The 25,636-nt window shown below is 58.9% G+C and carries 22 protein-coding genes; 17 read left to right on the plus strand and 5 right to left on the minus strand.

The window, feature by feature from the left end:
• The first annotated feature begins 10 nt into the window (after positions 1-10).
• The 6 genes from PV407_RS12225 (at position 11) to PV407_RS12250 (ending at position 6,899) form a co-directional block, all read left to right on the plus strand.
• Positions 11-838 carry a hypothetical protein gene (locus PV407_RS12225; protein ID WP_332090203.1) on the plus strand — a complete coding sequence of 276 codons (828 nt, stop codon included), beginning with the start codon at positions 11-13 and terminating at the stop codon, positions 836-838.
• Positions 839-927: 89 nt separating this feature from the next.
• Entirely contained in the window at positions 928-1,161 is a 234-nt protein-coding gene (locus tag PV407_RS12230; RefSeq protein ID WP_332090204.1) for a hypothetical protein, read from the plus strand.
• Between the two features lie 27 nt (positions 1,162-1,188).
• Positions 1,189-1,524, plus strand: a complete 336-nt coding sequence (locus PV407_RS12235; RefSeq protein ID WP_332090205.1) for a spore coat protein — start codon at positions 1,189-1,191, stop codon at positions 1,522-1,524.
• 123 nt (positions 1,525-1,647) lie between these two features.
• Positions 1,648-3,561, plus strand: a complete 1,914-nt coding sequence (locus PV407_RS12240) for a glucose PTS transporter subunit IIA (RefSeq protein ID WP_332090206.1) — start codon at positions 1,648-1,650, stop codon at positions 3,559-3,561.
• Entirely contained in the window at positions 3,554-5,317 is a 1,764-nt protein-coding gene (gene ptsP / locus PV407_RS12245; RefSeq protein ID WP_332090207.1) for a phosphoenolpyruvate--protein phosphotransferase, read from the plus strand. The genes PV407_RS12240 and ptsP overlap by 8 nt, the downstream gene beginning before the upstream one ends.
• Before the next feature lie 232 nt (positions 5,318-5,549).
• Positions 5,550-6,899, plus strand: coding sequence for a neutral/alkaline non-lysosomal ceramidase N-terminal domain-containing protein (locus tag PV407_RS12250; RefSeq protein WP_332090208.1), 1,350 nt, complete (start codon positions 5,550-5,552; stop codon positions 6,897-6,899).
• 995 nt (positions 6,900-7,894) lie between these two features.
• Here PV407_RS12250 and PV407_RS12255 read toward each other — a convergent pair.
• Positions 7,895-8,419: a type 1 glutamine amidotransferase domain-containing protein gene (locus PV407_RS12255; RefSeq protein ID WP_332090209.1), complete on the minus strand. Its 525-nt coding sequence runs from the start codon at positions 8,417-8,419 to the stop codon at positions 7,895-7,897.
• 128 nt (positions 8,420-8,547) lie between these two features.
• Here PV407_RS12255 and PV407_RS12260 point away from each other — a divergent pair, with 128 nt between their 5' ends.
• The 5 genes from PV407_RS12260 to PV407_RS12280 all read left to right on the plus strand — a co-directional run bounded on the left by PV407_RS12260 (position 8,548) and on the right by PV407_RS12280 (position 11,949).
• Positions 8,548-8,952, plus strand: coding sequence for a VanZ family protein (locus tag PV407_RS12260; protein ID WP_332090210.1), 405 nt, complete (start codon positions 8,548-8,550; stop codon positions 8,950-8,952).
• Positions 8,953-9,100: 148 nt separating this feature from the next.
• Complete coding sequence (locus tag PV407_RS12265) at positions 9,101-9,520, plus strand: hypothetical protein (protein ID WP_332090211.1); 420 nt, start codon at positions 9,101-9,103, stop codon at positions 9,518-9,520.
• A 116-nt stretch (positions 9,521-9,636) separates the two neighbouring features.
• Entirely contained in the window at positions 9,637-9,978 is a 342-nt protein-coding gene (ytxJ, locus tag PV407_RS12270) for a bacillithiol system redox-active protein YtxJ (protein WP_332090212.1), read from the plus strand.
• 118 nt (positions 9,979-10,096) lie between these two features.
• On the plus strand, positions 10,097-11,101 hold the full coding sequence (gene ccpA, locus PV407_RS12275) for a catabolite control protein A (protein ID WP_332090213.1): 1,005 nt from the start codon (positions 10,097-10,099) through the stop codon (positions 11,099-11,101).
• Positions 11,102-11,241: 140 nt separating this feature from the next.
• Complete coding sequence (locus tag PV407_RS12280) at positions 11,242-11,949, plus strand: 5'-methylthioadenosine/adenosylhomocysteine nucleosidase (RefSeq protein ID WP_332090214.1); 708 nt, start codon at positions 11,242-11,244, stop codon at positions 11,947-11,949.
• A 295-nt stretch (positions 11,950-12,244) separates the two neighbouring features.
• Here the strand turns inward: PV407_RS12280 and PV407_RS12285 are convergent, their stop codons facing one another.
• Entirely contained in the window at positions 12,245-13,426 is a 1,182-nt protein-coding gene (locus PV407_RS12285; RefSeq protein WP_332090215.1) for an acetoin utilization protein AcuC, read from the minus strand.
• Between the two features lie 21 nt (positions 13,427-13,447).
• The gene (locus PV407_RS12290; protein WP_332090216.1) at positions 13,448-14,080 is read right to left on the minus strand and encodes a GNAT family N-acetyltransferase; all 633 of its coding nucleotides are present in this window, start codon (positions 14,078-14,080) and stop codon (positions 13,448-13,450) included.
• A gap of 224 nt (positions 14,081-14,304) precedes the next feature.
• On the opposite strand from PV407_RS12290, the gene acsA reads away from it, so the two are divergent.
• Entirely contained in the window at positions 14,305-16,035 is a 1,731-nt protein-coding gene (gene acsA / locus PV407_RS12295) for an acetate--CoA ligase (protein WP_332090217.1), read from the plus strand.
• 76 nt (positions 16,036-16,111) lie between these two features.
• Here acsA and PV407_RS12300 read toward each other — a convergent pair whose 3' ends face one another.
• Complete coding sequence (locus tag PV407_RS12300) at positions 16,112-19,303, minus strand: transglycosylase domain-containing protein (protein WP_332090218.1); 3,192 nt, start codon at positions 19,301-19,303, stop codon at positions 16,112-16,114.
• 477 nt (positions 19,304-19,780) lie between these two features.
• Between PV407_RS12300 and tyrS the strand changes: the two genes are divergently transcribed.
• Positions 19,781-21,037 carry a tyrosine--tRNA ligase gene (tyrS, locus tag PV407_RS12305; RefSeq protein ID WP_332090219.1) on the plus strand — a complete coding sequence of 419 codons (1,257 nt, stop codon included), beginning with the start codon at positions 19,781-19,783 and terminating at the stop codon, positions 21,035-21,037.
• A gap of 71 nt (positions 21,038-21,108) precedes the next feature.
• On the opposite strand, the gene rpsD is transcribed toward tyrS, so the two are convergent.
• The gene (rpsD, locus tag PV407_RS12310; RefSeq protein WP_332090220.1) at positions 21,109-21,708 is read right to left on the minus strand and encodes a 30S ribosomal protein S4; all 600 of its coding nucleotides are present in this window, start codon (positions 21,706-21,708) and stop codon (positions 21,109-21,111) included.
• Positions 21,709-22,116: 408 nt separating this feature from the next.
• On the opposite strand from rpsD, the gene PV407_RS12315 reads away from it, so the two are divergent.
• The 4 genes from PV407_RS12315 (at position 22,117) to PV407_RS12330 (ending at position 25,400) form a co-directional block, all read left to right on the plus strand.
• Positions 22,117-23,001: a hypothetical protein gene (locus PV407_RS12315; protein ID WP_332090221.1), complete on the plus strand. Its 885-nt coding sequence runs from the start codon at positions 22,117-22,119 to the stop codon at positions 22,999-23,001.
• 197 nt (positions 23,002-23,198) lie between these two features.
• Positions 23,199-23,891 (plus strand): TVP38/TMEM64 family protein, encoded by a 693-nt coding sequence (locus PV407_RS12320; protein ID WP_332090222.1) that lies wholly within the window; start codon positions 23,199-23,201, stop codon positions 23,889-23,891.
• A gap of 18 nt (positions 23,892-23,909) precedes the next feature.
• Positions 23,910-25,025, plus strand: coding sequence for an aminopeptidase (locus PV407_RS12325; RefSeq protein WP_332090223.1), 1,116 nt, complete (start codon positions 23,910-23,912; stop codon positions 25,023-25,025).
• Between the two features lie 126 nt (positions 25,026-25,151).
• A complete protein-coding gene (locus tag PV407_RS12330; RefSeq protein WP_332090224.1) occupies positions 25,152-25,400 on the plus strand; it encodes an HPr family phosphocarrier protein in 249 nt (82 codons plus the stop codon).
• Positions 25,401-25,636: the final 236 nt, after the last annotated feature.

Below are 25,636 nucleotides of genomic sequence, written 5' to 3' on the forward strand. Positions count from 1 at the left end.
AACTACACCCGTGTACAACCAACAACCGTTCCAAAACCGCGGTGGGCAGCAAGCGTATCAACCGGTCGGCTTGGTCAAATCCCAATACGGCCAAAAACAGCAAGCGTTCGGTCAAACGCAATCGTTCGGCAGCCAAGCCGGAACGAGCTCGTATCAAAGCCCGAGCAGCTTCCATACGGCCAACTACCGCGGTTCGCAGCCGGGGCATGACAACTACTTGCGCTCGGATTCGCAAAACCCGTCCTCGTTCCGCGGCGCGACGTCCGGCGCAGGCCAAAGCCAAACGGGGATGAGCTCGTATCAAAATCCGAGCAGCTTCCATACGGCGAACTATCGCGGCAACCAACCGGGGCATGACAACAGCTTGCGCTCGGATTCGCAAAACCCGTCTTCGTTCCGCGGCGCGACTGCAGGCGCATCGTTCGGCGGTGCGGCTTCCGGCGTATCGTTCGGCGGCAGCCAAAGCCAAATGGGAATGAGCTCGTATCAAAATCCGAGCAGCTTCCATACGGCGAACTATCGCGGCAACCAACCGGGGCATGACAACAGCTTGCGCTCGGATTCGCAAAACCCGTCTTCGTTCCGCGGCGCGACTGCTGGCGCATCGTTCGGCGGTGCAGCTGGCGGCGCTTCGTTCGGCGGCGGCCAAGGCCAAATGGGAATGAGCTCGTATCAAAATCCGAGCAGCTTCCATACGGCGAATTATCGCGGCAACCAACCGGGTCATGACAACAGCTTGCGCTCGGATTCGCAAAACCCGTCCTCGTTCCGCGGCGCGACCGGCGCTTCGTTCGGTACCGGGGCTCAGTTTGGGACGCAAAACCAATTCCAGTTTTAACAAAGCGAGGCCCGATCCCCGTCACGTGACTTCCGCCGCAACCGTTCCTGGGCACAAGGAAGCGGCATACAGCTGGGAGGACGATGTTTATGCAGATGCAGCAGCAGCAGCAAAACCAAAATATGACGTCCAATCGCAATACGGTGTCGGACAAGGAGCTGCACTATTTAAAAGACTTTTTGTCTTGGGAACTGCTTGCGGTGAAAAAATGCAAAGACGCGGCGGACGCTTGCACAGACCCGGCGATTCGACAGCTGATCGAGCAAACGGGGCAAATGCACGTCGCCCGCTACGAATCGATTTTGGCCGAGCTGCACGCTTAAGCGCATAGGGAAAGGACGGGACCGCGAATGGCGATGCAAATTGCGATGCCTCAATCGGGGCAGCTGCCCCAAGTCAAAGGTCCGGAGTTCAACGATCGCGACCGGATCAACGACATTATGTCCTACGAAAAATATTTGACGGCAGGCTACAACACCGGGCTGAACGAAATGCAAAATCCGCGGCTGCGCCAAAAAATCGCTACGATATTGCAAGATTCGCACCAAACGCAGTTCCAACTGTTCGATCTGATGTTTCAAAAAGGCTGGTACAAGATGAAGGCGGCGGACGTGCAGGAAATCGATCAGGCGAATCAGCAGTTTACGGGTTACAAATCGCAGTTCCCGACGTTTGCCGTTCAATGACGACGAGCGCCCTGTCCCGCAGCGGACAGGGCGCTTTTTCGCCGACCATCGATTTTCGCCGGTTGCCCCCTTTTGACAAAAAAGGACGGAAGCTATACGATGAATGGGAAAGGGGGGGAATTGTTGAACTGGACCGGTAATTTGCAGCAATTCGGGCGATCGCTCATGATTCCGATGATCGCTCTGCCGGCGGCGGCCATTTTGCTGTTTCTCGGCAATTTGCCGTGGGACTATATCGGCATGGGCCGTTTCGGCGAAATTTTGAACGATACGGGCACGGCGATTTTCACGTACTTGCCCTTTCTGTTTTCGATCGGCGTCGCGCTGGGCTTGACGCAAAATGCGGGAATCGCAGGCATGGCCGCGCTGCTCGGATACTTCATATTTTTTACGCTTACGAAAACGTACATGGGCACCTTTTTCGAGCTCGGCGTCGCCGGAGGCGTCCTGATCGGCCTGCTGGCCGCGTTTTCGTATCACCGGTTCAAGTCGATCCGGCTGCCCGAATACATACAATTTTTCGGCGGTCCGCGTTTCGTGCCGCTGTTCATGAGCTTCGCCTCGATCTTATTTTCGGCGGTCGTCATTCAAATCGGCCCCGCCGTGAAATCGGTCATGGACCGGTTCGGAGAATGGATACTGGCGAACGGCGAAGTCGGAACGTTCGTATACGGCGTCGCCTACCGGCTCCTCGTCCCGTTCGGGCTTCATCACATATTGAACAACGTCGTCTGGTTTCAGATCGGCCCTTATATGCGCGACGACGGCCGCGTCGTATACGGCGATTTGCCCCGTTATTTCGCCGGCGACCCCGATGCGGGCATTTTTATGGCAGGCTTGTATCCGATCATGATGTTCGCGCTTCCCGCCGTCGCCTTCGCCATTATCCACGAGGCGCGCGAGGATTTGAAGCCGAAAGTGCGGGCGACGTTTTTGACCGCGGCGCTCACGTCGTTTTTGACCGGCGTTACCGAGCCGATCGAATTCGCCTTCTTGTTCGTCGCTCCGTATTTGTTCGTCGTGCACGCCTTGCTGTCGGGCGTGGCGATGTGGCTGGCTTACGCGCTCGATATCCGCCACGGATTCTCGTTCTCGGCGGGGGCGATCGATTACGTGATCAACGAGCATTTGGCGACGAACGGGCTGCTGCTCGTGCCGATCGGACTCCTGTTCGCCGCGACGTATTACATCTTGTTCCGCTGGGCGATACGCCGGTTCCAGCTGCCGACGCCGGGACGCGAGGAAGGCTCGTCGCTCGAGGAATGGGCCGGAGACGTGCGCTACCGAGCCCCGCTTATTTTGCAGGCGCTCGGCGGCAAAAACAACGTCGGGCAGATCGAGGCGTGCATCACCCGGCTTCGGCTGACGCTGGCGAACGACAAGCTGATGGACATTAACGCGCTGAAGCATCTGGGAGCGGCCGGCGTCATCCGGCTCGGAGGCGGCAACGTGCAGGTCGTGTTCGGGACGTTTTCCGAACTGATCCGCGAAGAAATCGTCCGCGTCATGCAGAAGGAAATCAAGCAGGTGCATTTTCATTCGCCGGTGCAAGGCAACATGATCCCGCTCGAGGAAGTGCCGGACGCGATATTCGCGCAGAAACTCGTCGGGGACGGCGTCGCCTTTTATCCGGAGCGCGGAGAGCTGCTGTCGCCCGTCGCCGGCACCGTCGTGCATATTTATCCGACGATGCACGCGATCGGACTCCGCACGGAGGAAGGACTGGAAGTACTGCTCCATATCGGCATCGATACGTCCCATTTGCCGGGCAAATGGTTCCATGCCGCAGTGAAGGAAGGCGACGAAGTGACGATCGGTCAACTGCTTATCCGGTTCGATCTGCAAAAAATCAAAAAGCACGCCAAATCGCTCGCCACCCCGATGGTCATTACGAATTCGAACGTCGTCAAGCAGTGGGCGTTCGCCCCGTTCAAGCACGTGAAAAAAGGGCAGGCGTCCGTCATGTCGGTCATTATGAAAGACATCGGCGACAACGGGCAGCCAGGGCATTCGGGAGGTGACGCATCGCATGGTTAAGGGAGGCGGAGGAGCGGTCGGCATCGCCATCGGCAAGGCGTTCGTGCTTCCCGACCCGGAATGGGATTTGAACGACTATCAAATCGACGTCAGCGACATGGCGTTCGAATTCGAGAAGCTGCACGAGGGCGTCCGCATTTCCAAAAACGAGCTGCAGCAAATCAAGCAGGAAATCGCCGAAGTGCTCGGCGTCGAGGAGTCGAACATTTTCGACGCGCACTTGGCCATACTGGAAGATCCGGTGTTCATGAACGAAGTGGCGGGCATCATCCAGCGCCAATACAAGGCGGCCGAGGTCGCCGTCAAGGAAGTCGTCGACAAATTCGTGAACATGTTCGACCTGCTCGACGACGAATATATGAAGGAGCGGGCGCTGGACATCAAAGACGTCGGCACGAGGCTGCTGAAGCATCTGCTCGGCGGACACGAGGAAACGAAGCCGCCCGAGGACGAGCCGTACGTCATCGTCGCGAAAGAGCTGACGCCCTCCCAGCTCGCCCATCTCGACGCCTCGAAGCTGCTCGGCATCGTGACCGCATCCGGCGGGAAAACGTCCCATACGGCCATTATGGCGCGCGCGATGGGCATCCCGTTCGTATTCGGCGTCGAAGGCGGCATCCAAACCGGCGACATGCTGATCGTCGACGGCGAGACGGGAGACGTCTACGTCAACCCCGACGAGTCGGTGAACCGGATGTATCGCGAACGGCGCCGCCGGCTCCAGCAGCATCGCGAACGGCTCAAGTCGCTGGCGGGCGTGCCCGCGGTTACGAAGGACGGCCGGGAGGTCGGCCTGTCCGCCAACATCACGTCGATCCACGAGCTCGAGCAAGCGTTGAAGCAGGGGGCGAAAGGCGTCGGCTTGTTCCGTACGGAAATGCTTTACATGGACGGCCATACGTGGCCGAAGGAAGACGAGCAATTCGCGGTATACCGCGAAGCGGCGCAGCTGCTTCAGGGCAAGCCGATGATCATTCGGACGCTCGATATCGGGGGCGACAAGCAGCTTGATTACATTACGCTGCCCGAAGAAGAAAATCCGGTGCTCGGCTATCGCGGCATCCGCATCTCGATCGACCGGCGCGACATGTTCAAGACGCAGCTGAAGGCGATTTTGCGCGCGAGCGCCTACGGCAATATCAAAATATTGCTGCCGATGATTTCGTCCGTCGAGGAAATCCGCAAGGCGAAAGAAGTGCTCGAGCTGGCCAAACGGGAGCTGCGCGAAGCCGGAGCGCCATTCAACGACGGCATTCCGGTCGGCATTATGATCGAGGTGCCCGCGGCCGTGGCGATCGCGGATATGCTGGCGCAGGAGGTGCAGTTTTTCAGCATCGGCACGAACGACCTGGTCCAGTACGTGCTCGCCGTCGACCGGATGAACGAACGGATTTCGCACCTGTATGAGCCGTATCATCCCGCCGTGCTGCGGATGCTGCAGCTGACCGTCGAGGCGGCGAACCGGCACCGCATTTCGGTCAGCGTTTGCGGCGAGCTGGCGGGAGACCCGGATGCGCTGCCGATCTGGCTCGGGCTCGGCGTTCATGAGCTTAGCATGTCGGTCCAGTCGCTGCTCGGCATGAAGAAGAGGCTGATCGAAAGTGCGGAGTCGGACGCGAAGGCGATGCTGGGACAGCTGCTCGCTTGCCGAACGAGTGCGGAGATGAAGGAGCTGCTGCATGCGAGGCGGCCGGAGGAGCCGCCCGGAGCGGAGCATGCCGACGACGGGGAAGCTTACGGCGCGGAGTCGTCTTAAAGGCGGTTCGGCGAACGGAAGGAACGAACGGATCGATTGTCCGGAAGCGGAATGAGCTGGACGGATGACGGTCCGCTTTTTTTTGATCGCTTGAATACAAGTTTTATACAAGTGCTTAACGAGTGGGACGTTTCGTGCTATGATGGGGGCAAGAGTCCGTCCGGCCGAAACGTCGTCGGACACTCGAAACGGCGGTTTATACGTTCATCCGCGAAAAAGGAGGCGGTAGGCGATGAAATTTTGCTGCGCAAGCGAGCCGTTTACGCCGGCCGCGCCGGTATTTATGCACGGCTTCGGCGCCCGGCAGCACAAAAGCGTGGGCGTGCACGACGAGCTTTACGTCAAAGCGGCGATGCTGGAGGCGAACAAAACGGTGCTGCTGCTGACGATCGACGCTCTCGGAGCGGATCGCGGCTTCGTAGAGGGCGTGAAGGAAGCGCTTCGAAACGCATTCGGCCTGGAGCGCGACGAGGTGCTGATCAATTTTTCGCATACGCATCATTCCGTATTTTTGACGGGGCCCGATCCGAAGCTGCGGCGGGGCGGCTACAGCATCGCGCAGGAGAGGTGGACGGATAACGAGGACGAGCTGGATTACGGCGCGGACGAAGCGCTGTACGCTGCGGTGACGGAGACGATTTTGCGTCTGGTCGCGCACTGCCGCGATCATTTGATCGAAGGCGAGCTGTCGGTCGGCCGCGCCGCTTCCGACTTCGCGGTCAGCCGGCGCAAGCCGGACGGAGCCGGCGGCGTCGTCTGGAGCCCGTATTACGAGGGCGACATCGACAAGGAGCTGCTCGTTTTGAAGCTTGCCGACGGCTCCGGGACGGTGAAAGGCATTTTGTACAGCTACGGCTGTCATACGACGTCGATGGGGCCGGACAATATGCTGCTGTCCAACGATTTCGCCGGACGGACGTCCCGCGTGCTGGAGGACGCATACCCGGGAGCGACCGCGCTGTTTTTGCAGGGCTGCGCGGGCGAGCTGAAACCGATGCGCAGCGCGGACGGAAACCGGTTCAGAAGCTTGTCGATCGCCGAGATGGAGCAGGCGGGCGACGATTTGGCCGCCGACGTGATCGCGGTATTGGAGCGGGGGGAGCTGAAGCGGGTCGATTGCTCGTTTCGGACCGCCATCGCCGATCCGCTGCTTTATACGGAACGGACGGAGGCGGAGCATTACGAGCGGATCGCGACCGATCCGGCGGCGAATTCGTTTTACCGCAGCGCGGCCGTCCGGACGATGCGGGCGATTCGCGACGGCACGGTCAAGGACCGGCTGCCGCACTGCATTTGCGTCTGGCATTTGGACGACCGGACGCGCCTCGTGGCGATGGAGGGCGAAGTTTCCACGCAGTATTCGCTTCTGATCAAAAGGCTGTTCGCCCCGCACACGACGCTGACGCTCGGCTACACGAACGGCGTGTATTGCTACGTGCCGACGCGCCGCATGATCGGCGAAGGCGGTTACGAAGCGGAATGCAATTTCTTTTTCAATTTGCGCGGACCGTTCGTGCCGGAAATCGAAGACATTATCGTCGGGCAAATCGTTCAAACCGACATGAGGCTGCGGTGGGCCTAAAGCGGAGCGATACCGGCCGATCGCGCCCCCCGTACCGTTTTTGTAAACGGTAAGAACGCTGAAGCATGATGCGGGTGGCGTCTTTCGTTTCCGCGTCCGGCGCATCCTTATGCTGCCGGGCCGCGGGAACCGAACGTTACAGGAAAACCTCCGGTTATCTCGCTCTCCAAGTGCCGCCGTATCGAGCGACCGGGAAAAACTCCGGTTAAAATGGCGCCGTATCGGCGAAAAGCACGGTATGGACGAATTTAGCGGGACGTTTTCCGGTTTCTTTGCCCGGAAACGGGAAATCTATCAAAATTAGCGGGAGCATTTCCAGCTCGTTGCCCGCTCCGCCGCCGTTTCGGCGTGCAAATCGGTTTGTACCGAAACGTTCGTCAGTTCCGGCTAGAGCACTTGAGCGAAGTGCGGTTATCCGTGTCGGAGTCGGTGCCCGTACCCGTAAAGCGTGCCCCCTGGTCCAATGCAGGGCACTTTGTTCTTTCTTTCATTTCTCTGCAGAAGCGCATCGTACCTAGTATCCGCGGCAACCGGTCGGATCCGGATCGATGGCTAACGAACCGTACGGGGCTTATCGGCGGAAAAACGAACGTTTTTCAAGGTTAAGGAATCCTAGTATCGTTATCGGGCCGGAAAGGAAGAAAACGATCCGATTCGCGGGTAATAGCGTTAGTAGAGTTCGTTACAAATTCAAACCGCGGTATTGAGCCCCGATAACGATCGTTCGATTCGTTAGCCGTATGACCGAAAACCGGAAGAAGCGAATGGGAGGCGAAACGCAGCCTGCAGGAGGTGAAGAGGGAAGGGGATTGAGGCGGAACGATTACGGGGCGCTTTTGAGGTTTGGGTTGCGACCCCAAAATCGAACGAGACAACGCGACTTCACCGGCGGCTGGCCTAATCCCCGATTCCTCCCCACGATCAAGCGAATCGGTTTGCACGCCAAGCAACCGTCCGGACGGTTTTCCGGACGGCTGTTAACTACGTTAAGACGATTACGTGCCCGCCAGCACGTCGCAAAACGCCTTGGCGTAAGGCGGCAGATCGGGCGGCCGGCGCGCCGAAATCAAGTTTCGGTCGACGACGACGGGCTCGTCGAGCCATGTCGCGCCGGCGTTTTCCATGTCGTCGCGGATGCCGGGCGTCGACGTGACCGTCCGTCCGCGCAATATTTTCGCGGAGACGAGCACCCAGCCGGCATGGCATATTTGCCCGATCGGCTTTCCCGCGGCATCCAGCTCGCGCACGAGCTCCAACACTTTCGGATAGCGGCGAAGCTTGTCCGGCGCCCACCCGCCCGGCACGAGCAACCCGTCGCACTCGCCGGCTTTCATCTCGTCGAACGACATGTCGGAGACGGCGGGCACCCCGTATTTGCCGTAATACGTTTTGCCTTTGTCCGCCCCCGCAAACCGGACGTCCGCTCCTTCCTCGCGGGCCCGGTAAACGGGATACCAAAGCTCCAAATCTTCGAACTCTTCGTCGATCAGGCAAATGACTCGTTTGCCGGTAAGTCTCATGATTCATCCCTCCATGACAACATTGTACCATATAACCATTGCATTTTCGGTCCGATGCGTCATAATGAATAGAGCCGAGCTGTCGAGACGCCGCTTGAACGGACGAAACCGGACGGGGGAGACACGGGATGAGCCGCCTTTTTCGCTTTTTGCCGGCCGTATTGTGGATGGCCGTTATTTTTTATATGTCGCATCAGACAGGCAGTGATCTCGATTCGCTGCTGCCCTTTTTGCAGAAATGGATTCCGGCTTTGCAAAGCTTCGATTTCGGCCATTTCATCCTTTACTTCGTGCTCGCCGTCGCGTTTTATTGGGCGCTTCTGCCGCGTTCCGCCACCTGGGGCGGCAAAGCGCTTGTCGTGCTGCTCTGTCTGCTGTACGGCGTGACGGACGAGTTTCACCAAAGCTTCGTGCCCGGCCGCTCGCCCGATGCGGCGGACCTTCGCAACGATGCGATCGGCGCCGCTCTCGCGATGCTCGCGCTTTCCGTTCCGGCCGTGGAGCGCCTCGTCAAACGAAGCTTCCCGGGCTGATCGTTCCGCCGTTATCGCCGCCGCGCGATTCTAGCAAAAAATACTAGGGTCGCCGATGAAGGAGTTTGCAAAGGCAAGATCGAATATTGGTGTAACGGATTATCGGTAGCGGACAGCAGGACCCGGCCGGGAAGGAGTGCTAGTTGCGGTGCAAAAATCGTGCAGCTGCGGCGCGTCGATGAACATTCGATTGCGTACCGTCATTTTTCAAAACAAAGTGGAGATCGAGAACGTTCCCATCTATTCGTGCGACGATTGCGGACGCTCGGAAGTGTTTCCGCCCGTCAAATCGGAGCTTACCGGATATATTCGCACCTTGGGAGCGGAGCCGGAGAAAGGCAGTATCCGATTCAACGACATTTCCGAGCTGGCTCTCCTGCTCTGCAAGGTGACGAGCCAGGAAAACAAGCATTGCTCCGTCGAAGCGGTCATCGAGGAGCGAATCAACGAATTGCTCGATCTGCTTCTGCTCGCCCAGTCGCTGGACGACGCGGATTGGCAGGAAGACGTGCGTTCCCGATTGAAGCAAATTACGACGCAAATGACGGCTACATATCGACTTTCTTGAACGCAGGGGGCAGCCCGCCGCAAACGCAAAGCCGACGCAAGTTGGCTTTTTTGCCTTGTTTTTGGTAATATATTCGTAACGTATCCGCTTTCCATCGTCTGACGAGGAGCATCCCTATGGACATTATCGAACTGACAACCGGCAAGCAATGGCTCAATTTGCTCGAATCGAGCACGGAAACGCCCGTCCTCGTCTTCAAGCACAGCACGACATGCCCGATCAGCGCGGAAGCGTACGAGCAGTGGCGGTCGTATTTGCGCAGCGAGCCGAACCCGGATATCGAATACGCGTTCGTGCGCGTCATCGAGGATCGTCCGGTGTCCAACCTGATCGCCGAAACGCTGAACGTGCAGCACGCCTCCCCTCAAGTGCTGTTCGTCCGGGGACGAAAGGCCGAATGGCACGATTCCCACTGGCGCATAACCGAATCGGCGCTGCGGGAACGGCTGGACGGATGACGCTGTAACCGAAATGTAACCTTGTTTTCATTGCGAAAACGGCGATTTTGTCGTATGATGGATGAAATGACGAGAAAACGTTTCCTTGCCTATACACTGAATATTGGAGTAGATGATAGTGACCGTTACGATTTATGATGTAGCCCGCGAAGCCGGCGTATCGATGGCGACCGTATCCCGCGTCGTCAACAATAACCCGAACGTGAAGCCGCAAACGAGAAAGAAAGTGTTCGAGGCGATCGATCGGCTCGGCTATCGGCCGAACGCCGTCGCCCGCGGATTGGCCAGCAAAAAGACGACTACCGTAGGCGTCGTCATCCCGGACATTTCCAACTCGATTTTTTCCGAAGTCACCCGCGGCATTGAAGATATAGCGAACATGTACCATTACAACATCATTTTGTGCAACGCCGACAAGAAGAAGGAGAAAGAAATTCGCGTCATCAACACGCTGCTCGAAAAGCAGGTGGACGGGCTCCTGTTCATGGGAGGCACCGTTACCGAGGACCATATTCAGGCGTTCAAAACGTCCAGCGTGCCGATCGTGCTGTGCGGTACGACGGACGACAAAGATTTGATTCCGTCGGTCGATATCGACCACGAAGCGGCCGCTTACGACGCGGTGAAGCTGTTGATCGGACAAGGCCATACGCGCATCGGCATGATCAGCGGCACGCTGCAGGATCCGGCGAACGGATTCGCGCGCTACCAAGGCTACAAGAAAGCGTTGGAGGAAGCCGGCATGACGGTGACCGAGGAGCTGGTCCGCGTCGGCAATTACCGGTACGAATCCGGCTACGAGATGATGAAATATTTCCTCGACCTGTCGAGCCGTCCGACGGCGATTTTTGCGGCAACGGACGAAATGGCGATCGGAGCGATCCACGCGATCCAGGATCAGGGTCTGAAAGTGCCGGAGGACGTATCCGTCATCAGCGTCGACAATATCCGCATGGCTTCGATGGTTCGCCCGCAGCTGACGACCGTCGCGCAGCCGATGTACGATATCGGCGCCGTATCGATGCGGCTGCTGACGAAGCTGATGAACAAGGAAAATGTGGACATGGCGAAGGTGCTGCTTCCGCATGAAATCATTCAACGCAAGTCCGTGGCTCATGCATAATGAGCCTCTTTTTTTGTCCGCAAGCGGCATGACGGTTTCGGCCGGATGACGCCGGAAGACTTCACTTTCGGGGGATTTTTTCGGGGCTCCCCCGAAAGGAATCGGAATAAGCTGCGAAGGCTATCTTCACTTTTGGGGGAATGGTTTGGGTGTGGAATAAAATCGGACTGATCGGCGCAATGGTCGAAGAAATCGAACGAATCGAAGAGCGGCTGGAAGGCGAGAAGGTGACGGAAATCGCCGGCATCCGCTTCCAGGAAGGCGCGTTTTGCGGCAAGCCGGTCGTGCTGTGCAAATCCGGCGTCGGCAAGGTGAACGCGGCCGTTTGCACGCAGCTGTTGATCGACCGGTTTGCCGTCGACGCCGTCATTTTCACCGGCGTGGCAGGGGCGTTGGACCCCCGGCTCGACATCGGGGATATCGTCATTTCGACCGATTGCCAGCAGCACGACATGGACGTGACGCCGCTCGGCTTCCCGCGCGGAACGATTCCGTTCGCGGAAACGTCCGTATTTCCGGCCGATCCGGCGTTGATCAAGCTGGCCGCGGAGGCGAGCGTCAAGCTGGAGGAGGGCCGCACGGTTCAGGGGCGCGTTTTGTCCGGCGACCAGTTCATCGCCGACCGCGAAACGGTCAAGCAGCTGCACGAGCAGCTGGGCGGCGCCTGCACGGAGATGGAGGGAGCGGCCGTGGCGCAAGTATGCGCGATGAACGGCAAGCCGTTCGTCGTCATCCGCTCGATGTCCGACAAGGCGGACGGTTCGGCTCACGTCAATTTCGCCGAGTTTACGGTGAAAGCGGCCGACCGGTCGTTCCGCATCGTCGAGCATATGGTCCGCGCCATGTGATCGCAACCGAACGAAACGAAAACGCGCAGTCCGATGTCGGAGCCGCGCGTTTTTTGCATGTCGAACAGGGCGGCAAGCAATCGCGAAATGCGAGCGGTTCTGCATGAAAATATCGGTCGCTCGAGCGTCTTGTTTGGCGCCGTACGGAGCGATCAGCGGAAATAGCGGACGTTTGAGCCGCTTGTTTCATTTCGCCCGTGATCGGCGGATGAAGCGCGATCCATTAGAAGCCCCGAAAGACCGCTAATCGCGTCCATCGACAGCCGGGCGCTCGTACGGAGGCGAATCGCCCGGACTATTTCGGCACATACATCAGCGAAATTTCCCGCGTCCGCCGGTTTTTCTCCGTAATTTCGTCCCTCCTCGGCATCGGCGTCCATTCGTGCACCGCGTCGAGCCACGTCGGCGGAAGCTCCAGGGGGCTTTTGCCCGCCCATTCGGCCAGCCAGGCGGCGGGAAGCGGCAAATCCGGCTCCTGCCGCAGCCGTTCGAGCAGCGGATGCTCGGTCATCGTGAGCCAGAGGAACGACCACGCGCGCGGCACGACGCGCCAAATATCGTATCCGCCGCCGCCGAGAGCGACCCAGCGGCCTTGGCAGTATTGGTGGGCGAGCGAATGGATCGTTTTCGGCATTTCCATATAAATGCGCGTGCTGCAATGAACGTGAGCGAGCGGATCGAGCGCATGCGCGTCGCAGCCGTGCTGGCTGACGATCACGTCCGGCTTGAAAAAACGGACGACCCGCTCCAGCGCTTCGTCGAAGCCTTCGAGCCACGAATCGTCCTCCGTGTACGGCTCCACCGGGACGTTGACGCACATGCCGTATCCTTCGCCTTCGCCGCGCTCGTTCGGCGCGCCCGTGCCCGGAAACAAATATTTGCCCGTTTCGTGGAACGACAGCGTGCACACGTGCGGATCGTGGTAAAACGACCACTGCACGCCGTCGCCGTGATGCACGTCGGTGTCGACATAAAGCACTTTGACGCCGTACCGTTTCCGGATGTAAGCGATTGCTACGGACGCGTCGTTATAGACGCAAAATCCGGCGCCTTTGTTCGGCAGCGCATGGTGCAGTCCGCCGCCCAGATGCAGGGCGTGATCGGCCCGGCCGGACATGACGATGTCGGCGGCCTCGATCGATCCGCCGACGATGCGGCGCGTCACGTCGTGCATGCCGGGAAAGAAGGGCGTATCCTCCGTATTGAGACCGAAGCGGTCGCTGTCCGCGATCGCTTGCTCGCTCGGCGCCGGCTCGCTGAGCGCCTTGACCTCGGCGATATATTCCGGCGTATGCGCGAGCAGCAGCTCTTCCTCCGTCGCCGCGCGCGGCTCGCGCATTTGGGAAGGCTGCAGCGCCCCCGCCTTCTCCAGCAAATCGCGGGTCATGAGCAGCCGCTCCGGATCGAACGGATGCGTATCGTTAAACCGATAGCGCAGTTCGTCGTCGTGGAAGACGTATACCGCATTTTGGCTCATAAGGCATTTCCTCCGTTTAGTTTAAAACATAAACCGTTGGTGAAAGCGGATCGTATCGAATTGCTCCACCGAGGAGAGCGGAACTTCCTTGCCGATGCGCACCATAAGACAGTTGGCCGGATGCGAGCATATTTCCGGATCGTCCGTGGCGAACCAGACCATGTCGACCGATTTCATCAGCTTCTCCATCATTTTGCGGTAATCCCATACGTTCGACAAATTGCCTTTCAAGTCCCAATGCCAATAATATTCCGTCGTAAATACGATAATATTTTCAAGCTGTCCGTCCTCGAAGGCGAGCCGGATCATTTGTTTGCCGAGCCCGATCGACCGGTAATCGTCGGCGACTTCGATGGCGCCGAGCTCCAGCAAATCTTTCATGTTTCCTTCCGACCAGCGCTCCATTTCGTCCGGGTAATGGAACGTCACGTAGCCGACGATGGTGGAGCCGTCCCGGGTCAATATGATGCGGCCTTCCGGCAGCCCGGCGATTTCGACGAGCGCTACGTGCTGGTCGTTCGGGCGCCGGAACGCGTCGAGATCGGGATGCATGGTCAGCTTCCGCAGCCGGTCGGGCTCGACCGGTCCTTCGACCAGAAGCGTGCGTCCGTCGAATTCGATTTCGCGGCAGCGGTACAGTTTACGGTGCTCCATGAACAGGCTTCTCCTTTCCGGATGCAGTCTTGCCCTCGAAAGCCCCTATGCTACTTATACCAAATCGAACCGCCGATGAAAAGCGATGAAAGCGCATTACCGATATGGTATAATGGGGAAGACACAAAACTGTCATCCCCCGGTCCCGCTTTCAATCGCGGTGCGAAACCTAGGAAAACTTCATCGCTATTCAGTCCGAGATGAGTTTATGGGAGGGAAACGAAATGAGCAACGGTCAAAACGAAGTCGAAGTCGTCAAAGCGACGGCAACGGACGCGAACTTGGGAAGCTACGAGGAAGCCCGCCGCACGTTCGATTGGAGCGAGGTGGAAAAGCAGTTCTCCTGGCATACGACGGGCAAAGTGAACATGGCGCACGAGGCGATCGACCGCCACGTCGAAGCCGGCCTGCGGGATAAAATCGCGCTCCGCTACAGCGACGCCGCGCGGGAAGAGACGGTCACGTTCGAGGAAATGAAGGCGAGGTCGAACCGGTTCGGCAACGTGCTCCGCAAGCTCGGCGTGGCGAAGGGAGACCGCGTCTTCATCTTTATGCCGCGTTCGCCGGAGCTGTATTACGCGCTGCTCGGCACGATCAAGATCGGCGCGATCGTCGGGCCGCTGTTCGAGGCGTTCATGGAGCAGGCGGTGCGCGACCGTCTGGAAGACAGCGGTGCGGTCGCGATCGTTACGACGCCGGCGCTGCTGCCGCGCGTGCCGGTAGCCGACCTGCCGCAGCTGAAGCATGTCATTCTCGTCGGCGACGAGTTCGAGGCCGGTCCCGGCCGGGTCGACTTCCACCGCGAAATGGCGGCCGCGTCCGAGGAGCTGGCGATCGAATGGGTCGACCGCGAAGACGGCCTTATTTTGCATTATACGTCCGGATCGACCGGCAAGCCGAAAGGCGTCTTCCATGTGCATAACGCCATGATCCAGCATTATTATACGGGCAAAATCGTGCTCGACCTGAAGCCGGACGACGTGTACTGGTGTACCGCCGACCCGGGCTGGGTAACCGGCACGAGCTACGGCGTGTTCGCCCCGTGGCTGAACGGAGCGACGAACGTCGTGCGCGGCGGACGGTTCAAGCCGCAGGATTGGTACGGCACGATCGAGAAAAACAAGGTGACGGTCTGGTACAGCGCCCCGACGTCGTTCCGGATGCTGATGAGCGCGGGCGACGACACCGTGAAGCAGTTCGACCTGTCCAGCCTGCGCCACGTGCTCAGCGTCGGCGAACCGCTTAACCCGGAAGTCGTGCGCTGGGGGCTGAAAGTGTACAACCAGCGCATCCACGATACGTGGTGGATGACCGAGACGGGCGGCCAGCTCATCTGCAACTACCCGAGCATGGACATTCGTCCGGGCTCGATGGGCAAGCCGATTCCGGGCACCGACGCCGCCATCGTCGACGATAACGGCAACGTCCTGCCGCCGAACCGGATGGGCAATCTGGCGATCAAGACGCCGTGGCCTTCGATGATGCGCAAAATTTGGAACAACCCGGCCAAGTACGAGGAATATTTCCGTCTGAAAGGCTGGTACGTTTCCGGCGACTCCGCCTATATGGACGAGGACGGCTACTTCTGGTTCCAGGGCCGCGTCGACGACGTCATCAACACGTCGGGCGAGCGCGTCGGACCGTTCGAGGTCGAGAGCAAGCTCGTCGAGCATCCGGCCGTCGCGGAGGCGGGCGTCATCGGCAAGCCGGACCCGCTGCGCGGGGAGATCATCAAAGCGTTTATCGCCTTGAGAGCGGGCTACGAGCCGAGCGACGAGCTGAAGGCCGACATCGCCAAATTCGTCAAGGAAGGGCTGGCCGCCCATGCGGCGCCGCGCGAAATCGAATTCAAAGACAAATTGCCGAAGACGCGCAGCGGCAAAATTATGCGCCGCGTGCTGAAGGCGTGGGAGCTCGGATTGCCGACCGGCGACTTGTCGACGATCGAAGATTGAGCCGCGTTGCGCACGAAGCCACGTATCAATCAAACAGCCTTGATCGGATGCCGATCAAGGCTGTTTCGCTTTCTGCTCAAGGCTGCTTGCTTTTATACGGCACGGCGGGGGAAGGCTTCGACTGGCCGGCGTCGTTCACGGCGACGACCCGGTACCAGCCGTCCAATGCGAGCGCGTAATAGTTCAGCTTGTTCGAATCGGTCGATTTCAGCTTTTTGTAATCGCCGTCCGCTTTCTCGCTGAAATAGACGTCGTACTGTTTGACCGCTTCCGCTTTCGGATTGGCCGTCCACGAAATTTCGATGCCGGCTCCGGCCGCTTTGATGCCGACGTTTTTCGGCGTCGTCGGCGCCGTTTTGCTTCCGGTATTGCCGCCCGTGTTGCCACCGGTATTGCCGGTATTGCCGCCCGGCTTATTGTCTCCCGGTTTGCCGCCACCGCTCGCGCCCTGGCCGCTTTGAGCCCCGAGCGGTCCGAGCGGGGAACCGATGTCGAACGTGCTGCCGTCGCCCAGCACCGCCTTGCTCGGCTTCGATTCTTTGCCTGCGACGTCGACGGCCGTTACATAATAGGCCGCGTACTGCCCCCCGGCGATATCGGTAAACAGCCGGTCCTGGCCGGACAGGACGACTTTTCCGGCCACGCGCTGGAACGATGCGGTAATCGGAGCGGCCTTGTACAGCCGGTAGCCGACGATATCGTCGTTTCCGGATTCCTGGAACGTGATTTCGACTTTATCCCCCGAATGCTTCAGCGTTACGCCTCCCGGCGGATTCGGCGCCTGCCCGTCGTCCGATCGCGGATCGGCTTCGTAGGCGGCGTCGTTGGCGTAATCGAGCGGATAATAATGCGAAATGTTCGGCCGGTTTTCCGCGGGAAGCTTCGGCAGGATCGACTGGATTTCCTTGATGATTTCGGAAATCGGTTTTTCCCGCTTGACGACCGTCTTCTCCAGCACCATATCGGCCGGCGTACCCTTCTGCGGCAAATACGCCTTGCCGTTGTATTCGACATATTTTTGTTTGATCAGCACTTGGTCTTCTTCGGTCGGAATGAACTTTTTGTTGAAAATGTCCGTCACCGTTTTGCCCGCGCTCACCGTTTGCTCGTTCGGCAGCTTGCCGGAATACGCGGAGACGGTCATGCTGACGATGTTGGCCGGCTTCGTGAATTCCTTCGTCTGCACCAGCTCGGGCCGCTTCTCGACGACGGCGTTCATCACCTTCGCCCAAATTTTCAGCGACCGCTGCGTGCCGCAGCCGAGCTCGCTGTTTTTGTCGCAGCCTTTATATTTGAGCGAATATTTCATCTGATCGTAGCCGGCCCAGACGCCGACCGTAATGTCCGGACTGAAGCCGATGAACCAGGCGTCGCCGTCGTTTTGCGTCGAGCCCGTTTTGCCGGCGACCGGCAGCTTGTTGTAATACTTGAAATCTTTTTTCAAGATCGACGCCGTGCCGCTGCTGATGACCGTCTTCATCATATCGGTGATCAAATACGACGTTTCCTCCGAAAAGACGGTCGTCGGCTTCAGCTCGTGCTCATAGACGACATTTCCGTCCGAATCGGTAATTTTCCGAATGAGGAATGCGTCGACGAACACGCCCTTGTTCGGGATCGCGCTGTAGGCGTTCGTCATTTCCTCGACCGACACGCCCTTCGCCATGCCGCCGATGACGCCGGTTTGCGCGCTGTAGTCGCTCTTTTCGATCGTCGTAATGCCGAGCTTTTTGGCGAAATCCCAGGCGTTGTTAATGCCGACGACGTCGAGAAACAGCTTGATCGCCGGAATGTTGTACGACTGGTTGAACGCATGTCGGGCGGTGACGAGCCCGTGGAAATCGTTGTCCCAGTTTTCGGGCAGATGGAACCCTTTCGATCCGTCCTTCAAAATGACCGGCACGTCGTCGATAATCGTCGCCGGGGCGACCGCCCCTTTCTCGATGGCGGGAATGTAGGCGGCGATCGGCTTCATCGTCGAGCCGGGCTGGCGCGTCATTTGGGTCGCCAGGTTCATCTGTTCCTTGTAAAAATCGCGCCCCTCGATCATGCCGAGAATGGCCCCGGTTTTGTTGTCGAGAGCGATGGCGGCGATTTGCTCCATTCCTTTTTCCGGATCGTCCGGCGTAAAGTTGTCCTTGTTATCCGAGATGACGTGCATTTCGTCGTATAACTGCTTGTCGATCGTCGTATAAATATGATAGCCTTTGCGCAGCAAGTCTTCGCGGGCTTGCTTCAGCGCCTCCGCGTAAGCCTCCTGGCCTTGCTTCGTGCTCCGGTCCAAGTCCGGATTCGCCAGCTGGGCGAGAATATCCGCCGTCTGCCGCTCCACCTCGAGCATCAAGTAAGGGTATGTATTGTACGCCTTCTGCTCCGGTTTGGCGAGCGAGCTTTTGATGTCGAAAGCGAGAGCTTCGTCGTATTGCGCTTGTCCGATGACGCCTTCCTCGAGCATCCGCTTCAGCACGAGCTTCATCCGCTCGACCGCGTAGCCGAACGCTTTCTCGTCCAGTTCTCCGCGGCTCGTGAACGCCGAATATTTCGAGGGCAGCTGCGGCAAACCGGCCAGGTAGGCGGCTTGCGCCGTGTTCAGCTGGTTCAGGTCGTCGATGTTGAAAATGCCTTTGGCCGCCGCCTTGATGCCGTACAGGTTGTAGCCGGACGAGCCGTTGCCGTACGGAATTTTGTTCAAGTAGGCGAGCAATATTTGATCCTTGGACAGCAGCCGTTCGAGCCGGAGCGCCAATAAAATTTCTTTCGCCTTCCGGTTGTCGCTGCGGTCCAGCGTAAGGAAGACGCGCCGGGCGACCTGCTGCGTAATGGTGCTCCCGCCGGTTTGCACGTCCGCGTTCGTCAGCTTCTGCGTGACGGCCCGCATCGTGCCCTTCAAATTGACGCCGTAATGGTTGTAAAACTCGTGGTCCTCGATGGCCAGCACGGCGTTTTTGACGAGATCGGGCAGCTCCTGAATGGTGATCGGCCGCCGGTCCTCTTCCGAGCGAAGCTGGCCGATCGGCGTATCGTCGCCGAAATAGACGAACCCGGTTATGGCGTTTTCGTTAATTTTTTCCAATATTTCGTCCTGCGGACGGACGGGATCGTCCCTCACCAGAGCGCTCACGTAGCCGAACGCCGCTCCCCCCGCCAAGCAGCCGAAAACGATTCCGGAAATAAACAGCCATTTGAGGGTGACCAGAGAGATGCGCGCCGCTTTTCTCCATTTGCCGCTTCGTTGCTTGGGTTGATGATTCGATAAGTCCTCGGCCATTCATCGATCCTCCTTAGGCATAACGGTCTTATTATACCACAACTTCCCCGGTTTGACTTTCCTCCAAACGATGTGTTATAACTGATGAAACAATCCTAAACGGTCAAAGCGAAGATGGACTGCTTCCGCCGGACAAGCGGGGAAGCGAGTAGGCCGCGGAATCGCGCATTTCAGAGAACCGGCGTTCGGTGCGAGCCGGGATGCGCCCGCAGGCCGAACTACGGTCCGGAGCCGCGAAAAGGGAAGCGCCCGCACGGCGCCAAGCTTTCGCCGGGTTCATCCCGTTATCCTGCCGAGTGAAAGCGGCAGTCCTTCTTTACGGTCCGATGCGATGCGGGACCGTTATAGCATTCGGACCGGCGCGCTTTAATTAGGGTGGTACCGCGGGCAAAGCCTTCCCGTCCCTTCTGTGGACGCGAAGGCTTTTTTGCTTTTCGACAAAATTTGCACTCATCACGTACAGGAGGTCGTCACGACATGGAACATTGGAATCGGCTGAGCGAGGAACAGCGCCGGGAAGCGGAGCGCCAATTCGCCGTACTGCGGCGGGGAGCCGTCGAAATCATACCGGAGGAGGGACTGAAGGACGGCATCGCCCGCTCGCTGCTGACGGGCGTGCCGCTCAAAGTGAAGCTGGGGATGGACCCGTCCGCGCCGGATTTGCACGTCGGCCATACGGTCGTGCTGCGCAAGCTGCGCCAGTTTCAGCAGCTCGGCCACGAGGTGCAGCTGATCATCGGCGATTTTACCGGCCGGATCGGCGACCCGACGGGCAAGTCGGAGACGCGGAAGCAGCTGTCCGAGGAGGAGGTGCGGCGCAACAGCGAGACGTACCAGAAGCAGCTGTTCAAGCTGCTCGATCCGGAACGGACGACCGTCTACTACAACTCGTCCTGGCTCGGACGGCTCGGCTTCGCGGACGTCGTGCAGCTGGCGGCCAAAGTGACGGTGGCGCGCATCTTGGAGCGCGACGATTTTGCGAAGCGGTATTCGAACGGCCAGCCGATCGGCGTGCACGAGTTTTTTTACCCGCTCATGCAGGGCTACGACTCGGTCGAGCTGGAAAGCGACGTCGAGCTCGGCGGGACGGATCAAAAATTTAACGTGCTGATGGGACGGACGCTGCAGAAGGAATATGGAAAACGACAGCAATCGACAATGATCCTGCCGCTGGTCGAAGGGCTCGACGGGGTGCAAAAAATGAGCAAAAGCCTCGGCAACTACATCGGCATCGACGAAAGTCCGAGCGATATATACGGGAAGGCGATGTCGGTGCCGGACGAGCTGATGGTCAAATATTTCGAGCTGGCGACCGACTTGGCGCCGGAGGAGCTGGATCGTCTGCAGGCGGGTCTTGCGGACGGCACCGTTCACCCGCGGGACGCGAAAATGCGGCTCGCGCACACGCTCGTGCGGTTGTATCACGGGGAAGAGGCGGCGGAGGCGGCGCAGCAGCGGTTCGTCACCGTCTTTCAGCAAAGGGCGCTTCCGGACGAAATCGAGGAGGCGCTGCTTCCCGCGGCGGAGGCGGCCGGCGGCCCGGTTCGGCTTGTCCAGCTGCTTGTGCGGCTCGGCCTGCAGCAGTCGGGCAGCGAAGCGAGGCGGAGCGTGGCGCAGGGGGCGGTCAAGCTGAACGAGAATAAAGTGACCGATCCGAACGCGGAAATCGCGATTGCGGACGGCGACGTCATTCAGGTCGGCAAGCGGAAATTCGCCAAAATCAAACTGGTGTGAGGCGATGCCGCTAGCAAGCTCCCATGCGGGACAAACAAAAACCCCCAAGCGATACGCTTGGGGGTTGTCGATTAACGGCTGTAAAACTCGACGATTTGCTTTTCGTCGATTTCTTGCGGAAGCTCGGAGCGCTCCGGCAGACGAATGTACTTGCCTTCCATCGACGAGTCGGAAAACTCGAGGTAGTTCGGCAAGAAATTGCGGTTGGCCAAAGCTTCTTTGACGGACGACAAGCCGCGGCTTCTTTCGCGCAGGCCGATCACGTCGCCGGTGCTTACCGTATACGAAGGGATGTCCACTTTTTTGCCGTTTACCGTAACGTGGCCGTGAGCGACGAGCTGACGGGCGCCCGCGCGGGAATTGGCGAGGCCGAGACGGTATACGAGGTTGTCCAGACGGCTTTCGAGCAGCACCATGAAGTTTTCGCCGGCGATGCCTTGCATTTTCGAAGCTTTATCGAACAGGTTGCGGAATTGCTTTTCGCCGAGACCGTACATGTGGCGCAGCTTTTGTTTTTCCTGCAGCTGGATGCCGTAGCCGCTCAATTTTTTGCGTTGTCCCGGACCGTGCTGTCCCGGAGGAAACGCGCGTTTCAGCTCTTTGCCGGTTCCGCTGAGCGATACGCCGAGACGGCGGCTCAATTTGAATTTAGGGCCTGTGTAGCGTGCCATGTATAGTTGCTCCTTTGCACCGATAGTGTTTTCATAAGAGTAGGCGGCGGAATAGGGGAGACGTTCCGACGCGGTAAACGTTATGAAACGGGCCTGAGGCCGCCGTTTCCCGCCAGACAGTTTCAGCCGCTGGTCTGCGGTAACGCGTACCGTGAGGGTCGCATCGTGCGTCGCCAATCAAACAAACACCTTTTTCCACTCGACTATTAATTCTATAAGATGTCGATAGGCGTTGTCAAGCGGAATAGAGCGGTAAACGGGCCGTCGCCACGCACGTATGGACCGGCTTCGGATCCCGCCTCCGATGCGGGGCCCGGGAGGCGAACGCGGCGTTCGGCGGCGCATAACAATTTCGGCCGGGGACACGATAACGGTGAACTGCCATTAATCGCCCCGAGGTGACATTGCATGCATAAGTACCGATACCGCTTCCGGCTGCGCCGTCATGCGTTCGTGCCGGCCCTGCTCGCCGCCGGGCTGCTCCTTGCTCCGGCGTGCTCGGCTTTGACCGGCGCGCAGGCCGATCCGGAAGCGCTGCTTGCGCAGACGATATCCGGCCTGTCCGGGACGGACGATTTTCAATTCGAAGGGACGACGGGCGTTTCGGTCGGCCGTTATCCGATGCAGGCCGGCGCTTCGTTTCGCGGCAGCGTGACCGGCCATAACAAGCTGACGATGTCGTTCGACGGCGGGCCGGAAGGAGGCTCGGCCGTCATCGAATCGATGCGAGCCGGGCAGGATGCCCGCGCCCAGGTCGTGTTCAACCGGAAGGAGAACGGCTGGACGCCGACGGAGCCCGCCTCGGAAGGAAGCGCGGCGCTGCTGCTGCCGTGGAGTCCGCTCTATAAGCTGGAGCAGCTCAATACGATGCGGAAGCGGGTCGAGAGCGGCCGCGACGAAACGGGCCTCACGGTGCTGACGATTACGCCGGACGAGGCGGAGACGACGAAAACGGTCAAGGACCAGCTGGCGCGGCAAACGGAGCTGCTCGCTGCGGACAGGCAGCTGGCCGACCTTCGGGCGAAGTTCGGGCTTACGGAACGGGAAGCGGGCCGAATGAAGGCCGAGCTGGAACAAAGCGTCGAGAAGGCGCGAAATCGGATCGCGGAGGCCGGCGAATCGATTCGCGCCGGTTCGGTGTACCGGATCTGGATCGATCGCACGACGCGTCTGCCGGTCCGGATGCAGGTCGAAACGGACATGAACTATACGGCGGACGGCCAGCCGAAGCAGGAAAAAAACCGGATCGATTACAAATTTACGAGCTACGACAACCGGCCGGTCGGCCGGTAGCGCCGCGCGCTTCAAGCGCGCTTCCTCCCCGGGGCCCGCGCCCGCCCGCCTGCGACGGGAGACAGGCCGCGCGTCTTCCATTTACAACTTGCGTTTCCGTGCTACAATAAATAGGCGTGCATGTAATCCGGCCCGGAAGGCGTAATCCCAGTCGGTCGAACGGAGGGGAGCAGGGCAACTAGGGAGGGCGCTGCCGATTGAACAACAGGTTTTACCGGCTGAAATACGGCATCCCGCTGGCGCTATTCGCCGCGGCGCTATATTTTGTCATGTTCACGAAGCCGGGCAAGGAGCTGCGGCACGGCGACGTCGAGCGGCTCGCCGATTTGCTGCATTCGTTCGGCATTTTCGCCGTCATGGCGGGGATGCTGGCCATTTTTTTTCAGACGTGGTTCCCGTTCATCCCTTTCGTTCTGATCGCGGGCGCGAACGCTTACGTGTTCGGCCTGTACGGCGGTTTTGCGATCAATTACGGAATGTCGTGCGCGGCGGCGGCGTCCGCTTATTTCATCGCCCGGTATGTCGCCCGCGATTTCGTCGAAACGAAGCTGGCGAAATATGCGGCGGTTCAAACGTTCAACCGGAAGCTGGAGAAGCACGGATTTATGTATACGCTGCTCGGCCGGCTCATCCCGGTCATTCCGTCGTCGCTGATCAATTTGGGGGCGGGCGTATCGAACATCCGCTTCCGTCCGTTTTTTACGGCCACCGTCATCGGCAAGCTGCCGATCGTGCTGCTGGAAACGTTGATCGGACACGATCTGATCCGCTTCAAGGAGCATAAGGGCAGACTGATGGTCGTGCTGCTGCTGTTCGCGGCGCTGCTCTGGATCAGCCACCTCGTGAAGCGGAAATGGGCGGCCGGGCGCGACGATACCGATATGACATGAAAGGGGATTGCCCAGGTTATGAGAGATCCGCGGTTGAAAACGCTCGCGGCCAATTTGGTCGGCTATTCGATCGACGTGCAGCCCGGCGAAAAGGTGCTGATCGAAATGATCGGCTCGGAACGCGAAATCGTCAGCTGCCTGGTAGAGGAAGTGTACGCCAGGGGCGGCTATCCGTACGTGCTGTACGAAGACAGGGCCGTGCTGAGCTCGCTGCTGCAATCGATCACGAAGGAGCAGCTGGAGCATTGGGCCGAGATGGATTTGCGGCGCATGGAGCAGATGGATGGTTACATAGGGGTCCGTTCGGGCGATAACGCCAGCGAGCTGTCCGACGTGCCGACCGACAAGCACGATTTGTACAAAAGCGTCTATTACAAGCCGATTCATCTGGAGCGGAGGGTAAAGAAGACGAAGTGGGTCGTCCTCCGCTACCCGAACCCGGCGATGGCCCAATCGGCGGGCATGAGCACGCGCGCGTTCGAAAACTTTTATTTCGACGTCTGCAACCTCGATTACCGGAAAATGGACAAGGCGATGGACCCGCTCGCCGATCTGATGAAACGGACGGACAAGGTGCGGATCGTCGGTCCGGGCACCGATTTGTCGTTCTCGATCAAAGGAATCGGGGCGAAAAAATGCTCGGGACACCGCAACATCCCGGACGGCGAAGTGTTCACTTGCCCGGTGAAGCACTCGGTAAACGGCGTCCTGTCGTACAACACGCCGAGCGTCAATTCCGGCATCTCGTTCGAACAGATCCGGTTCCGGTTCGAGAACGGCAAAATCGTCGAAGCGACGGCGAACGATACGAAGCGGTTGAACGCGATTCTCGATACGGACGAAGGCGCGAGATATATCGGCGAATTCAGCCTCGGCTTCAACCCGTACATTTTGCATCCGATGAAAGATACGCTGTTCGACGAAAAAATCGACGGCAGTCTGCATTTCACTCCGGGGCAGGCGTACGAGGAATGCGACAACGGCAACCGGTCGGCGGTCCATTGGGACCTGGTGCTGATCCAGCGGCCGGAATACGGCGGCGGCGAAATATACTTCGACGACGTGCTGATCCGCAAGGACGGACGCTTCGTCGTTCCCGAGCTGGAAGGGCTCAATCCGGAGCGTCTGAAGTAGGGCGCGTCCGGCGGCAAAGCAGCACATTCGGGCAAAATGGTCATTGCGCGAATAGATGTTCCACGCTAATATAAGAATATATTCGAAGCAGGACTCGCGCCGCTTCATTTATGGAGGGATTGTGTCATGACAAGCGCTAGCAACGCGGCAATTGTAGAAGTATCGCAAACGGCCAACAAATTCAGATCATCCATCGTTCTCCAATACGAGAACAAATTCATCGACGTCAAAAGCATACTTGGCCTGTTTACGACGCTGCTCGATTCGGGCACATACGACTTGCACGTTCACGGTCCCGATGCGGAGGAAGCGAAGAAAGCGATGGTGGAAGTATTCAAGAAGCATAATCTGAACGTTAACGTGGTAAGCGAATAATCGCGGATCCCGTTCCAACGATAAAGACTGCCTGCGGATTTCCGCGGCAGTCTTTTAATTGTACGCCCAGCATGGGCGTCATCTTTAGGGTGTAAGTCCTGAACGGGGGCTGGCGAGCGCCTACCGTTAGCTAAGGGCAAGGGTGTCTGTCGTGAGGCAGAATCTGAAGGAAGCCGGAGGCAAATGCACGGGCCAAGGTACACGAACCCAATTTGAGGCAATGTCAGTCGGATGAG

Origin of the sequence: Paenibacillus sp. GYB003, assembly GCF_036577625.1 — a bacterium.
Taxonomy (GTDB): domain Bacteria; phylum Bacillota; class Bacilli; order Paenibacillales; family NBRC-103111; genus Paenibacillus_AB.

Excerpts from the sequence above, each read along its gene's own strand:
- PV407_RS12330 (WP_332090224.1), top strand. The coding sequence starts at position 25,152 with ATGACAAGCGCTAGCAACGCGGCAATTGTAGAAGTATCGCAAACGGCC.
- ytxJ (WP_332090212.1), top strand. The coding sequence starts at position 9,637 with ATGGACATTATCGAACTGACAACCGGCAAGCAATGGCTCAATTTGCTC.
- PV407_RS12300 (WP_332090218.1), bottom strand. The coding sequence starts at position 19,303 with ATGGCCGAGGACTTATCGAATCATCAACCCAAGCAACGAAGCGGCAAA.
- tyrS (WP_332090219.1), top strand. The coding sequence starts at position 19,781 with ATGGAACATTGGAATCGGCTGAGCGAGGAACAGCGCCGGGAAGCGGAG.
- PV407_RS12280 (WP_332090214.1), top strand. The coding sequence starts at position 11,242 with ATGGTTTGGGTGTGGAATAAAATCGGACTGATCGGCGCAATGGTCGAA.
- PV407_RS12325 (WP_332090223.1), top strand. The coding sequence starts at position 23,910 with ATGAGAGATCCGCGGTTGAAAACGCTCGCGGCCAATTTGGTCGGCTAT.
- ptsP (WP_332090207.1), top strand. The coding sequence starts at position 3,554 with ATGGTTAAGGGAGGCGGAGGAGCGGTCGGCATCGCCATCGGCAAGGCG.
- PV407_RS12285 (WP_332090215.1), bottom strand. The coding sequence starts at position 13,426 with ATGAGCCAAAATGCGGTATACGTCTTCCACGACGACGAACTGCGCTAT.
- PV407_RS12315 (WP_332090221.1), top strand. The coding sequence starts at position 22,117 with ATGCATAAGTACCGATACCGCTTCCGGCTGCGCCGTCATGCGTTCGTG.
- PV407_RS12255 (WP_332090209.1), bottom strand. The coding sequence starts at position 8,419 with ATGAGACTTACCGGCAAACGAGTCATTTGCCTGATCGACGAAGAGTTC.
- acsA (WP_332090217.1), top strand. The coding sequence starts at position 14,305 with ATGAGCAACGGTCAAAACGAAGTCGAAGTCGTCAAAGCGACGGCAACG.
- PV407_RS12230 (WP_332090204.1), top strand. The coding sequence starts at position 928 with ATGCAGATGCAGCAGCAGCAGCAAAACCAAAATATGACGTCCAATCGC.
- PV407_RS12260 (WP_332090210.1), top strand. The coding sequence starts at position 8,548 with ATGAGCCGCCTTTTTCGCTTTTTGCCGGCCGTATTGTGGATGGCCGTT.
- PV407_RS12290 (WP_332090216.1), bottom strand. The coding sequence starts at position 14,080 with ATGGAGCACCGTAAACTGTACCGCTGCCGCGAAATCGAATTCGACGGA.
- rpsD (WP_332090220.1), bottom strand. The coding sequence starts at position 21,708 with ATGGCACGCTACACAGGCCCTAAATTCAAATTGAGCCGCCGTCTCGGC.
- PV407_RS12250 (WP_332090208.1), top strand. The coding sequence starts at position 5,550 with ATGAAATTTTGCTGCGCAAGCGAGCCGTTTACGCCGGCCGCGCCGGTA.
- PV407_RS12235 (WP_332090205.1), top strand. The coding sequence starts at position 1,189 with ATGGCGATGCAAATTGCGATGCCTCAATCGGGGCAGCTGCCCCAAGTC.